General features: G+C 56.1%; 9 protein-coding genes, 1 tRNA gene and 1 pseudogene. All 11 read left to right on the top strand.

Going from position 1 to position 13,256, the window contains the following annotated elements; all coding sequences use genetic code 11:
• A pseudogene (locus tag KO538_RS27410) lies at positions 1-139 on the top strand (elongation factor Tu); the annotation flags it as partial.
• A gap of 66 nt (positions 140-205) precedes the next feature.
• Positions 206-281: transfer RNA gene (locus KO538_RS27415), tRNA-Trp, on the top strand.
• Positions 282-313: 32 nt separating this feature from the next.
• The gene (gene secE, locus KO538_RS27420) at positions 314-697 is read left to right on the top strand and encodes a preprotein translocase subunit SecE (RefSeq protein ID WP_010394308.1); all 384 of its coding nucleotides are present in this window, start codon (positions 314-316) and stop codon (positions 695-697) included.
• Positions 697-1,323, top strand: a complete 627-nt coding sequence (gene nusG / locus KO538_RS27425; protein ID WP_034753130.1) for a transcription termination/antitermination protein NusG — start codon at positions 697-699, stop codon at positions 1,321-1,323. The genes secE and nusG overlap by 1 nt, the downstream gene beginning before the upstream one ends.
• A 115-nt stretch (positions 1,324-1,438) precedes the next feature.
• Positions 1,439-1,873 (top strand): 50S ribosomal protein L11, encoded by a 435-nt coding sequence (gene rplK / locus KO538_RS27430; protein WP_034753131.1) that lies wholly within the window; start codon positions 1,439-1,441, stop codon positions 1,871-1,873.
• Positions 1,873-2,568 (top strand): 50S ribosomal protein L1, encoded by a 696-nt coding sequence (rplA, locus tag KO538_RS27435; protein WP_034753134.1) that lies wholly within the window; start codon positions 1,873-1,875, stop codon positions 2,566-2,568. Before rplK ends, rplA begins: the two co-directional genes overlap by 1 nt.
• Before the next feature lie 320 nt (positions 2,569-2,888).
• Positions 2,889-3,428, top strand: a complete 540-nt coding sequence (gene rplJ, locus KO538_RS27440) for a 50S ribosomal protein L10 (protein WP_034753621.1) — start codon at positions 2,889-2,891, stop codon at positions 3,426-3,428.
• Between the two features lie 67 nt (positions 3,429-3,495).
• Positions 3,496-3,867, top strand: coding sequence for a 50S ribosomal protein L7/L12 (rplL, locus tag KO538_RS27445; protein ID WP_034753136.1), 372 nt, complete (start codon positions 3,496-3,498; stop codon positions 3,865-3,867).
• 244 nt (positions 3,868-4,111) lie between these two features.
• Positions 4,112-8,218 (top strand): DNA-directed RNA polymerase subunit beta, encoded by a 4,107-nt coding sequence (gene rpoB, locus KO538_RS27450; RefSeq protein ID WP_046682083.1) that lies wholly within the window; start codon positions 4,112-4,114, stop codon positions 8,216-8,218.
• A 109-nt stretch (positions 8,219-8,327) separates the two neighbouring features.
• Positions 8,328-12,569, top strand: coding sequence for a DNA-directed RNA polymerase subunit beta' (gene rpoC / locus KO538_RS27455; RefSeq protein WP_034753138.1), 4,242 nt, complete (start codon positions 8,328-8,330; stop codon positions 12,567-12,569).
• A 261-nt stretch (positions 12,570-12,830) separates the two neighbouring features.
• A complete protein-coding gene (locus tag KO538_RS27460) occupies positions 12,831-13,019 on the top strand; it encodes a hypothetical protein (protein WP_219330247.1) in 189 nt (62 codons plus the stop codon).
• The last annotated feature ends 237 nt before the right edge of the window (positions 13,020-13,256 follow it).

Consider the following 13,256-nt stretch of genomic DNA (forward strand, 5'->3'; position numbering starts at 1 on the left):
AATGGTCATGCCAGGCGATAACGTGTCGATCACCGTCAAGCTGATCAACCCGATCGCGATGGAAGAAGGTCTGCGCTTCGCTATCCGCGAAGGCGGCCGTACCGTCGGCGCCGGCGTGGTTGCAAAAATCCTCGCATAAGGAAATGTTATGCTTCCACCCGGGGCGTCCTGGGTGGTAGAATAGCACTCCTCGAAAGTTTTACGTAGGGACGTAGCTCAATTGGCAGAGCGTCGGTCTCCAAAACCGAAGGTTGGGGGTTCGATGCCCTCCGTCCCTGCCACCGTCAAGGTGCAGGGCACCGAAAGTAGAAAAATGTCAAATCAATCCGTGCAAACCGTTAGCACGTCGAGTGACAAGATAAAAGTCGCGCTGGCAATAGTGGCTGCGATTGCAGGAGTAGTCGGGTTTTATTACCTGGCAGGCCAACCAGCTCTGGTGCGTGCAAGCGCGCTTGTGGCTGGTTTGGTTATTGCTGTTGCGCTCTTGTATGTCTCGACGACCGGCCGTGAATTTCTCAATTTCGCCAAAGAAGCTGTGCGCGAAACCAAGAAAGTCGTTTGGCCTACCCGCAAAGAAGCCACGCAGATTACTGCGATCGTGTTTGCCTTTGTGCTGGTCATGGCGATTTTCCTGTGGGGCACGGATAAATTGCTCGAGTTTTTGTTGTATGACGTAATTCTTGGTTGGAAAAAATAATGAGCGAAAATGTGCATGATGAAGCGGCGGACGAGTCCGTTCCGGGCGACGCTCCGGTGGCGGACACTGGTGCAGCGCTGAGCGTGCCAGTCAGCAGCAAGCGCTGGTATGTCGTGCATGCTTATTCCGGCATGGAAAAAAGCGTCATGCGCGCACTGACCGAGCGCATCGAGCGCGCGGGCATGCAAGACCAGTTCGGCCAGATCCTGGTGCCGATCGAAGAAGTTGTGGAAGTCAAGAATGGTGTGAAGTCCGTCACCGAACGTCGTTTCTATCCTGGCTATGTGCTGGTTGAAATGGAAATGACGGACGAGAGCTGGCACTTGGTCAAGAATACCAGCAAGGTTACCGGTTTCATTGGTGGCAAGTCGAACAAGCCGACGCCGATCTCCGCGCGCGAAATCGATGGCATCATGAAGCAGATGCAGGAAGGTGTTGAAAAGCCCCGTCCAAAGACCTTGTACGAAGTGGGCGAGCAAGTCCGCATCAAGGATGGTCCGTTCACGGACTTCAACGGCAATGTCGAAGAAGTCAACTACGAGAAATCCAAAGTGCGCGTCTCGGTCACCATTTTCGGCCGCGCTACCCCGGTAGAGCTCGAATTCGGCCAGGTCGAAAAAGTTTAAGTATTATCAAGCGCCACCAGGAGCGTCGCGGCAGTCTCAGCGAAATCCGGTCAGAGGAGCCCCGCCAGGGTAGGATCGGCGGGGCGCTACTACTCAATCCAAGATAGGAGCCATCATGGCAAAGAAAATCATTGGTTTTATCAAGCTGCAAGTGCCAGCTGGTAAAGCAAACCCATCCCCACCAATCGGTCCAGCTCTGGGCCAACGTGGTCTGAACATCATGGAATTCTGCAAGGCCTTCAATGCACAGACCCAAGGTCTGGAGCCAGGCATGCCAATTCCAGTCGTGATCACCGCGTTCGCTGACAAGTCCTTCACGTTCGTGATGAAGACGCCTCCAGCAACCTACCTGATCAAAAAAGCTGCTGCGATCACCAAAGGTTCGCCGAAGCCACATACCGACAAAGTCGGTACGCTGACCCGCGCACAAGCTGAAGAAATCGCTAAATTGAAAACCCCTGATCTGACCGCTGCCGACATGGATGCTGCTGTACGCACCATCGCTGGTTCCGCTCGTTCGATTGGTATCACGGTGGAAGGTGTTGTATAATGGCTAAGTTATCCAAACGTATCAAGGCTTTGAAAGCCAAAGTCGACCGTACCAAAGTGTACGCTTTCGACAACGCTGTCGCTCTGATCAAAGAGTGCGCGACGGCCAAGTTCAATGAATCGATCGACGTATCGGTACAACTGGGTGTTGACCCTAAGAAATCCGACCAAGTGGTGCGCGGCTCCGTCGTGCTGCCAGCTGGTACCGGCAAAACCGTACGCGTGGCAGTATTCGCGTCGGGCGAAAAAGCGGAAGCTGCTAAAGCAGCTGGCGCCGACATCGTTGGTATGGAAGACCTGGCTGAGCAGATCAAAGCCGGCGACATGCCTTTCGACATCGTTATCGCTTCGCCAGATACCATGCGTATCGTTGGTACCCTGGGTCAGATCCTGGGCCCACGCGGCATGATGCCTAACCCGAAAGTTGGCACTGTTACTCCTGACGTCGCTACCGCCGTGAAAAACGCGAAAGCCGGTCAAGTTCAGTACCGTACCGACAAATCCGGTATCATCCACGCTACCATCGGCCGTAAATCGTTCGCTGACGCAGATCTGAAGTCGAATCTGGTCGCACTGATCGACGCACTGAACAAAGCCAAGCCAGCATCGAGCAAAGGCGTGTACCTGCGCAAAGTTTCGCTGTCGTCGACCATGGGCGCTGGCGTCCGTGTTGACCAGGCTAGCCTGGCAGCTTAAGTAACAGAATCAAGTCCTGTAGCGCCTTCGGGCGCTGCGGGCGCATCTTTGGGCTGTCTGCCCGGTGTTCGCACCAGGCAGGCAGACAATCAAAGACCGTTGGGCCGACTGCGATCGCACATGCAGAAGGTTAATAGGCTTGCCGGCAACGGCAAGTGCCCAACGCAGATGGTGTACCCGAACAAGTTTTGTAGTCCTCATGCTGCGTGAATTCATCCGCTCAGTTTAGTACTTCTTGACTTCGGACGCCGTGTTCGAACCGATGCAAGGCGCTCAACCACTCGGTTGTGATTGCCGAACATCATTTAAGGAGGTTGACCGTGAGTCTCAATCTGAATGACAAAAAGGCCGTCGTCGCCGAAGTTTCCGCACAAGTAGCAAATGCGCAAACGATCGTCGTGGCCGAATATCGTGGCATCCAGGTTGGTCACTTGACGCAACTGCGTGCTAAAGCGCGTGCCCAAGGCGTGTACCTGCGTGTGTTGAAAAACACTCTGGCTCGTCGCTCCGTTGAAGGTACCGCATTCGCCAGCCTGGCAGATGCCATGACCGGCCCGTTGATCTACTCGATCTCGGCCGATGCCGTTGCAGCAGCTAAAGTCATCGCTGACTTCGCTAAAACCAACGACAAACTGGTCATCAAAGCAGGTAACTACGCAGGCAAGCCGCTGGATACAGCTGCTGTCACCGCGTTGGCGAGCATTCCTAGCCGTGAAGTCCTCATTTCGCAGTTGTTGGGCGTTATGCTGGCTCCGGTTTCGGGCTTTGCACGTGGTCTGGCTGCCCTGGCAGCGAAAAAAGGCGAAGGCGCCGAAGCTCCTGCAGAAGCAGCAGCAGAAGAAGCCCCAGCAGCCGCTTAATTGCGCGCGCTTTTTTCTCTCAGTACCAATCTGATGTAACTAACGTAATAAATTTAGGAGTTTCAAAATGGCAATTAGCAAAGACGATATCCTGGAAGCAGTTAGCGCCATGTCCGTAATGGACCTGAACGACCTGGTTAAAGCATTCGAAGAAAAATTCGGCGTGTCCGCAGCAGCTATGGCTTCGGCCGGTCCTGCAGCAGGCCCAGCAGCAGCTGCTGAAGAACAAACCGAATTCAACGTCATCCTTGACACCTTCGGCGCAAACAAAGTTGGCGTTATTAAAGCAGTTCGCGAAATCACCGGCCTGGGCTTGAAAGAAGCTAAAGACCTGGTCGATGGCGCACCAAAAACTGTGAAAGAAGCAGTGTCGAAAGCTGACGCTGAAGCTGCACAGAAGAAACTGGTAGAAGCCGGCGCAACCGCTTCGATCAAGTAATATCTGTACCGGCGGCAGTTAGCGCCCGAGTCAAAGTCTGAGGTTTCCCCTCGCAAGGGGGGAAATCCGACTTTGGCTCCTTTGTCGTCTGCATCGTATTTGTCATGTAGTTGTAGCAGCAGTTTTTATTCGATTCAAGCCGGAAAGCAGAGCCTTGAGGTTTCGTCTGTGTCACACGCAGCGGTGCAAACGAACACTTGCAAAACCTGAATTTTCTATCCTTTCTGTCACTCACGGAGTGTCCATGCACTACTCATTTACTGAGAAGAAACGCATTCGCAAATCATTCGCGAAGCGCGCCAACGTTCACCACGTTCCGTTCCTGCTGGCGACCCAGCTCGAGTCTTATCATAGCTTCTTGCAAGAGGACATAGCACCGTCCGGCCGCAAGAATGATGGCCTGCAGTCGGCTTTCACTTCGATTTTCCCTATCGTGTCGCACAATGGTTTTGCGCGTCTCGAATTCTTGTCGTACGTTCTCGGCGATCCTGCCTTTGACGTCAAAGAATGTCAACAACGTGGCCTGACGTTCGCGTCGCCGCTGCGCGCGAAAGTGCGTCTGGTGATCCTGGACAAGGAATCGCCAACCAAGCCCGTCGTCAAAGAGATGAAGGAACAGGAAGTCTACATGGGCGAATTGCCGCTCATGACGACCACCGGTTCGTTCGTCATCAACGGCACGGAGCGGGTTATCGTTTCCCAGCTGCACCGTTCGCCTGGCGTGTTCTTCGAGCATGACCGCGGCAAGACCCACTCGTCCGGCAAACTGCTGTTCTCCGCGCGTATCATTCCTTACCGCGGTTCGTGGCTGGACTTCGAGTTCGACCCGAAAGACATCCTGTTCTTCCGCGTCGACCGCCGCCGCAAGATGCCAGTAACGATCCTGCTCAAAGCCATCGGCATGTCGCATGAGCAAATCCTGGCCAATTTCTTCGTCTTCGACAATTTCAATCTGCGCTCCGAAGGCGCGGAAATGGAATTCGTCGCCGAACGTCTGCGCGGCGAAGTGGCGCGTTTCGACATCGTCGACAAGTCGGGCAAGACCCTGGTGCTGAAAGACAAGCGTATCAACGCGAAACACGTGCGTGATATCGAAGCTGCCGGCATCAAGCACATTTCCGTACCGGAAGACTACCTGCTGGGCCGCGTATTGGCGAAGAACATCGTCGATGGCGACACCGGTGAAGTCGTCGCTTCCGCGAACGATGAGCTGACCGAAGATCTGTTGGGCCGCCTGCGCGATGCCAACATTTCCGAAATCCAGACCTTGTACACAAACGACCTGGATCAGGGCGCCTACATCTCGCAAACCCTGCGTATCGACGACACCGCCGACCAGATGGCTGCGAAAGTGGCGATCTACCGCATGATGCGTCCAGGCGAACCGCCAACGGAAGACTCCGTTGAAGCGCTGTTCAATGGCCTGTTCTACAATTCGGACCGCTACGACCTGTCGGCCGTGGGCCGCATGAAGTTCAACCGCCGCATTGGCCGCGATGAACTGACCGGCGCCATGACCCTGTCGAACGAAGACGTGCTGGCCGTGATCAAGATCCTGGTGGAACTGCGCAATGGCCGCGGCGAAGTCGACGATATCGATCACCTGGGTAACCGTCGCGTACGTTGCGTGGGCGAACTGGCCGAGAATCAATTCCGCGCCGGCCTGGTGCGTGTTGAGCGCGCCGTCAAGGAACGCCTCGGCCAAGCCGAAGCGGACAACCTGATGCCGCACGACCTGATCAACTCGAAGCCGATTTCGGCCGCGATTCGCGAGTTCTTCGGTTCGTCCCAGCTGTCGCAGTTCATGGACCAAACCAATCCTCTGTCGGAAATTACCCACAAGCGCCGCGTATCGGCTCTGGGACCCGGCGGTCTGACACGCGAACGCGCCGGCTTTGAAGTGCGCGACGTGCATCCGACCCACTACGGCCGCGTCTGCCCGATCGAGACACCGGAAGGTCCGAACATTGGTCTGATCAACTCGCTGGCGTTGTATGCCCGCCTGAATGAATACGGCTTCCTGGAAACCCCGTACCGCAAGGTCGAAGGCTCCAAGATTACCGATCAGATCGACTACCTGTCCGCCATCGAAGAAGGCCGCTACATCATCGCTCAGGCGAATGCGACCATCAACGACGCCGGCATGCTGTCCGATGAACTGGTCTCGGCCCGTGAAGCTGGCGAAACCATCCTGGTCTCCCCGGAGCGCATCCAGTACATGGACGTTGCCCCAGGCCAGATCGTTTCCGTCGCTGCCTCGCTGATTCCGTTCCTCGAACACGATGATGCGAACCGTGCATTGATGGGCGCCAACATGCAACGCCAGGCTGTGCCTTGCTTGCGTCCGGAAAAAGCGCTGGTCGGTACCGGTATCGAACGCACCGTTGCGGTCGACTCGGGCACCACCGTGCAAGCGCTGCGTGGCGGTATCGTCGATTACATCGATGCGGGCCGTGTCGTGATTCGCGTCAACGATGACGAAGCGACCGCTGGTGAAGTGGGCGTCGACATCTACAACCTGATCAAGTACACCCGTTCGAACCAGAACACCAACATCAACCAGCGTCCTATCGTGCAAGTGGGCGACCGTGTTGCCAAGCGCGACGTGATCGCCGACGGCGCATCGACCGACCTGGGTGAATTGGCGCTGGGCCAGAACATGACCGTGGCCTTCATGCCATGGAATGGTCTGAACTTCGAAGATTCGATCCTGATCTCGGAAAACGTCGTCAAGGACGACCGCTACACCTCGATTCACATCGAAGAGTTGTCGGTTGTTGCCCGTGACACGAAACTGGGTGCGGAAGAAATTACGCGCGACATCTCGAACCTGGCTGAAAATCAGCTGGCACGTCTGGATGAGTCCGGTATCGTCTACATCGGCGCTGAAGTCCAGGCCGGCGACACCCTGGTTGGTAAAGTGACGCCGAAGGGCGAAACCCAGCTGACCCCGGAAGAGAAGCTGCTGCGCGCGATTTTCGGCGAAAAAGCTTCGGACGTGAAAGATACGTCGCTGCGCGTGCCTTCGGGCATGATCGGTACCGTGATCGACGTGCAAGTCTTCACCCGTGAAGGCATCGTGCGCGACAAACGCGCCCAGCAAATTATCGATGACGAACTGAAACGCTTCCGTCTGGATCTGAACGACCAGATGCGTATCGTTGAAGGCGATGCCTTCCAGCGTCTGGAAAAAATGCTGATCGGCAAAGTTGTCAACGGCGGCCCTAAAAAGCTGGCGAAAGGCGCCAAGATCACCAAGGAATACCTGGCCGATCTGGACAAATACCACTGGTTCGACATCCGCCCTGCGGACGACGATGCAGCGGTAGCGCTGGAAGCGATCAAGGAATCGATCAACGAGAAGCGTCACCAGTTCGATCTGGCCTTCGAAGAGAAGCGCAAGAAACTGACGCAAGGCGATGAGCTGCAACCAGGCGTGCAAAAAATGGTCAAGGTGTACCTGGCCGTGAAACGCCGCCTGCAGTCGGGCGACAAGATGGCAGGTCGCCACGGTAACAAGGGTGTGGTTTCCCGTATTGTTCCTGTGGAAGACATGCCATACATGGCCGACGGCACGCCAGCCGACGTTGTGCTGAACCCGCTGGGCGTTCCTTCGCGGATGAACGTTGGTCAGATTCTCGAGACTCACTTGGGCTGGGCTGCCAAGGGTCTGGGTATCCGCATCGGCGAAATGCTGAAGGCGCAAACCAAGGTCGAGCAAGTGCGCAAGTACCTGACGACGATCTACAACGACAACGGCCGCGCGGAAGATCTGAACGACTTCGACGACGAAGAGATCATGAAGCTGGCGGAAAACCTGAAAAAAGGTGTTCCATTCGCCACGCCAGTGTTCGACGGCGCCAATGAAGAAGAGATCCGCCGCATGCTGGACCTCGCGTATCCGGACGACATCGCCAAGAATCTGGGCATGACCGCTTCGAAAAACCAGGTGACCATGTATGACGGTCGCACCGGTGAAGCGTTCGAGCGCAAGGTCACTGTCGGCGTCATGCACATGCTGAAACTGCATCACTTGGTTGATGACAAGATGCATGCGCGTTCGACCGGTCCTTACTCGCTGGTGACGCAACAGCCACTGGGCGGTAAAGCCCAGTTCGGTGGTCAGCGTTTCGGTGAGATGGAAGTCTGGGCACTGGAAGCGTATGGCGCGTCGTATGTCTTGCAAGAGATGTTGACCGTCAAGTCCGATGACGTGAATGGCCGTACCAAAGTGTACGAGAACCTCGTCAAGGGCGACCACGTGATCGACGCCGGCATGCCGGAATCGTTCAACGTGCTGGTCAAGGAAATCCGTTCGCTCGGTATCGATATCGACCTCGAACGCAACTAAACGACAGCACCCTGTCATTTGGTTTGGGAAACACAAAGCCCGGCTGGGAAACCACGCCGGGCAATGTAGTCTCAGGAATATAGAAATTTAATCACCTCTGGAGTGATACATGAAAGCACTGCTCGATCTATTCAAGCAAGTACAGACCAACGAGACCTTCGATGCAATCAAGATCGGTCTCGCTTCGCCTGAGAAAATCCGTTCGTGGTCCTACGGCGAAGTCAAGAAGCCGGAAACCATCAACTACCGTACCTTCAAGCCTGAGCGCGACGGCCTGTTCTGCGCCAAGATCTTTGGCCCGATCAAGGATTACGAATGCCTGTGCGGCAAGTACAAGCGCCTGAAACACCGCGGCGTGATCTGCGAAAAGTGCGGCGTCGAAGTCACCCTGGCCAAAGTGCGCCGCGAGCGCATGGGCCACATCGAGCTGGCCTCGCCGACCGCGCACATCTGGTTCCTGAAATCGCTGCCGTCGCGTCTGGGCATGGTCCTGGACATGACCCTGCGGGACATCGAACGCGTGCTGTACTTTGAAGCATACGTCGTGACCGATCCAGGCATGACTCCGCTGAAAAAGTGCCAGATCATGTCGGAAGACGACTACGCCGCCAAGTACGAAGAGTACGGCGACGACTTCACCGCCTTCATGGGCGCCGAAGGTATCCGTGAACTGCTGCGCTCGATCGACATCCACCGCGATGCCGAAACCCTGCGCGTGGAACTGAAGGAATCGAAATCCGAAGCCAAGATCAAGAAATACGCGAAGCGCCTGAAAGTGCTGGAAGCGTTCCAACGTTCGGGCATCAAGCCTGACTGGATGATCATGGAAGTGCTGCCAGTGCTGCCGCCGGAACTGCGTCCGCTGGTACCGCTGGATGGTGGCCGTTTCGCGACCTCGGATCTGAACGATCTGTATCGCCGCGTCATCAACCGTAACAACCGTCTGAAACGCCTGATGGAGCTGCGTGCTCCAGAGATCATCACGCGCAACGAAAAGCGCATGCTGCAAGAAGCGGTCGATTCGCTGCTGGACAACGGCCGTCGCGGCAAAGCGATGACCGGCGCCAACAAGCGTCCGCTGAAGTCCTTGGCCGAGATGATCAAGGGCAAGGGCGGCCGTTTCCGTCAAAACTTGCTGGGCAAACGCGTCGATTACTCCGGTCGTTCGGTCATCGTCGTGGGCCCGCAATTGAAACTGCATCAGTGCGGCTTGCCGAAACTGATGGCGCTGGAACTGTTCAAGCCATTCATTTTCAATAAACTGGAACTGATGGGTCTGGCTACCACGATCAAGGCCGCTAAAAAGCTGGTCGAGATTCAAGAGCCGGTCGTGTGGGACATCCTGGAAGACGTGATCCGTGAACATCCGATCATGTTGAACCGCGCACCGACGCTGCACCGTCTTGGTATCCAGGCGTTCGAGCCAGTCCTGATTGAAGGCAAGGCCATCCAGCTGCACCCGCTCGTCTGCGCCGCATTCAACGCCGACTTTGACGGTGACCAAATGGCGGTCCACGTTCCTCTGTCGATCGAAGCGCAGATGGAAGCACGCACCCTGATGCTGGCATCGAACAACATCCTGTTCCCGTCGAACGGCGAACCATCGATCGTTCCTTCCCAGGATATCGTGCTGGGTCTGTACTACGCGACCCGCGAAGCGATCAATGCGAAGAACGAAGGGATGATGTTCCCTGACGTGTCGGAAGTGATCCGCGCCTACGACAACAAGGAAGTCGAACTGACGACCCGCGTCACCGTGCGTATTACCGAATACCCGAAAAACGCCGAAACGGGCGAATTCGAGAAAACGGTAACGCGTTACGAAACGACGATCGGCCGTGCGATCCTGTCGGAAATTCTGCCGAAAGGCCTGCCGTTCTCCGTCCTGAACCGCGCGCTGAAAAAGAAAGAAATTTCCAAGCTGATCAACACGTCGTTCCGCAAGTGCGGCCTGCGCGCCACCGTGGTGTTCGCAGACAAACTGATGCAATCGGGTTTCCGCCTGGCGACACGCGCCGGTATCTCGATCTGCGTCGACGACATGCTGGTACCGCCTCAAAAAGTCACCCTGATCGCGACGGCCGAATCGGAAGTCAAGCAGATCGAACAGCAATACGCCTCGGGTCTCGTGACCGCCGGCGAGCGTTACAACAAGGTAGTCGATATCTGGGGCAAAACCTCGGATGAAGTCGGCAAGGCCATGATGGACCAGCTCAAAGTCGAAGACGTGATCCGCCGCGACGGCACCAAGTCGACGCAAGAATCGTTCAACGCCATTTACATGATGGCCGACTCCGGCGCGCGCGGTTCCGCAGCCCAGATTCGCCAGTTGGCCGGTATGCGTGGTCTGATGGCCAAACCGGATGGCTCGATTATCGAAACGCCGATTACCGCGAACTTCCGCGAAGGTCTGAACGTTTTGCAGTACTTCATTTCGACCCACGGCGCTCGTAAAGGTCTGGCCGATACGGCGCTGAAAACGGCTAACTCCGGTTACCTGACGCGTCGTCTGGTTGACGTGACGCAAGACTTGGTGGTGATCGAAGATGATTGCGGCACCATGAACGGCGCCGTCATGAAGGCACTGGTCGAAGGTGGTGAAGTCATCGAACCGTTGCGTGACCGTATCCTCGGCCGCGTGGTGGTGCATGACGTCGTCAATCCTGAAACCCAGGAAACGCTGTACGAAGCCGGCACCTTGATGGACGAAGACATGGTCGAAGAGATCGAGCGTCTGTCCATCGATGAAGTCAAGGTTCGCACGCCACTGACTTGCGACACGCGCTTCGGCCTGTGCGCCAAGTGCTATGGCCGCGACCTGGGCCGCGGCATGCTGGTCAACGCCGGCGAAGCCGTCGGTGTGGTGGCAGCGCAGTCGATTGGTGAGCCGGGTACCCAGCTGACCATGCGTACGTTCCACATTGGTGGTGCGGCATCGCGTGCGGCAGTGGCATCGTCGGTGGAAGCCAAGTCGAACGGTACCATCCGCTTCACGGCAACCATGCGTTACGTGACGAACGGCAAGGGCGCGCAAATCGTCATTTCCCGTTCCGGTGAAGTGCTGATTACCGACGACCATGGCCGTGAGCGTGAGCGTCATAAAGTACCGTACGGTGCGACCCTGATCGTCAAGGACGGCATGGTCATCAAGGCCGGTACGGCCCTGGCAACGTGGGATCCGCTGACCCGTCCGATCATTACCGAATACGCCGGTCAAGTGCGTTTCGAGAACGTCGAAGAAGGCGTCACCGTGGCCCGTCAGGTCGACGAAGTGACCGGTCTGTCCACCCTGGTGGCGATCGATGCGAAACGTCGCGGTTCGTTGACGAAAACGTTGCGTCCGCAAGTCAAGCTGATCAACGACGCGAACGAAGAAGTCAAGATCGCCGGCACCGAACACTCGGTGGCGATCGGCTTCCAGGTCGGCGCGCTGATCATGGTCAAGGACGGTCAACAGGTATCGGTTGGTGAAGTGCTGGCACGTATTCCTACCGAATCGCAAAAAACGCGCGATATTACCGGTGGTCTGCCACGCGTTGCGGAACTGTTCGAAGCGCGCTCGCCGAAAGATGCCGGTATGCTGGCGGAAGTCACGGGTACGGTTGCGTTCGGTAAAGAAACCAAGGGCAAGCAGCGTCTGGAAATCACGGACATGGACGGCAACAAGCATGAGTTCTTGATCACCAAGGACAAACAAGTGCTGGTACATGACGGCCAAGTCGTGAACAAGGGCGAGATGATCGTGGACGGCCCGGCCGATCCGCAAGACATCCTGCGCCTGCTGGGTATCGAAGCGCTGGCACGTTACATCGTTGACGAAGTGCAAGACGTGTACCGTCTGCAAGGCGTGAAGATCAATGACAAGCACATCGAAGTGATCGTGCGTCAGATGCTGCGCCGTGTTCAGATCGTCAATGCCGGCGACACCAACTACATCGTTGGCGAGCAGGTAGAGCGTTCGGAACTGCTGGACGAGAACGATCGCATGGCCGTTGAGAACAAGATTCCAGCGACCTACGAAAACGTCTTGTTGGGTATTACCAAGGCATCGCTGTCGACCGATTCGTTCATCTCGGCCGCATCGTTCCAGGAAACCACCCGCGTGCTGACCGAAGCGGCGATCATGGGCAAGCGCGATGGTCTGCGCGGCCTGAAAGAGAACGTCATCGTCGGCCGTCTGATTCCTGGCGGTACGGGCCTGGCCTTCCACCGCGCACGCAAAGAGAAAGAAGCGTGGGAAGTGGAAGAGCGTCAAGCGCTGCTGCTGGCCGAGAAAGCCTCGATGGCTGGCGAAGCTGCAGAAGCATTGCAGGATATCGAGACCCAGCAACACCACGGCGACGAAGCGTAATCTGCGCTGCTAGCTGACAAAACGGCACCTTCGGGTGCCGTTTTTTTATGGCCGTTACTGCGGCCTTCCACCGTGCACGCAAAGAGAAAGAGACGTGGGAAGTGGTTGAGCGTCAAGCCCCGCTGCTGGCCGATAAAGTCACTCTGGCCGGTGAAACTACCGACGATCTGCTGGCCATCGAAACCCGGCAACACCACGGCGACGAAGCGTAATCTACGCTGCTAGCTGACAAAAACGGCACCTTCGGGTGCCGTTTTTTTTATGTCCGTTACTGCGGCCTTCCACCGTGCACTCAAAGAGAAAGAGACGTGGGAAGTGGTTGAGCGTCAAGCCCCGCTGCTGGCCGATAAAGCCACCCTGGCCGGTGAAACCACCGACGATCTTTTGGCTATCGAAATCCGGCAACATACGACGAAGCGTCATCTTTATCAAACAGCGTACAATTTATAGTTAATTGCAATCGCATGGATGTCGTCCGCTTTATTTTCCTGGAAATTTTTAATCATTTAATTGATAGAAATTCCAGGTAATAGAAAAGATTTATTGCGTATGCCATTCAACGGTCATTCGTCAATTATTTAACTTATTAAATATATGCATCTGCGCTGTTCGCTGATAAGCACGGCACCAGGGAGAAATTCCTGGTGCCGTTTTTTTATCTCCATGACTGCGGCCTTCCAGCACACA

The organism is Janthinobacterium sp. NKUCC08_JDC (assembly GCF_019345575.1).
Lineage (GTDB): Bacteria > Pseudomonadota > Gammaproteobacteria > Burkholderiales > Burkholderiaceae_D > Janthinobacterium > Janthinobacterium aestuarii.

Coding starts and splice junctions, on each gene's coding strand:
- secE (WP_010394308.1), top strand. CDS start 314: ATGTCAAATCAATCCGTGCAAACCGTTAGCACGTCGAGTGACAAGATA.
- nusG (WP_034753130.1), top strand. CDS start 697: ATGAGCGAAAATGTGCATGATGAAGCGGCGGACGAGTCCGTTCCGGGC.
- rplK (WP_034753131.1), top strand. CDS start 1,439: ATGGCAAAGAAAATCATTGGTTTTATCAAGCTGCAAGTGCCAGCTGGT.
- rplA (WP_034753134.1), top strand. CDS start 1,873: ATGGCTAAGTTATCCAAACGTATCAAGGCTTTGAAAGCCAAAGTCGAC.
- rplL (WP_034753136.1), top strand. CDS start 3,496: ATGGCAATTAGCAAAGACGATATCCTGGAAGCAGTTAGCGCCATGTCC.
- rpoB (WP_046682083.1), top strand. CDS start 4,112: ATGCACTACTCATTTACTGAGAAGAAACGCATTCGCAAATCATTCGCG.
- rpoC (WP_034753138.1), top strand. CDS start 8,328: ATGAAAGCACTGCTCGATCTATTCAAGCAAGTACAGACCAACGAGACC.
- KO538_RS27460 (WP_219330247.1), top strand. CDS start 12,831: ATGTCCGTTACTGCGGCCTTCCACCGTGCACTCAAAGAGAAAGAGACG.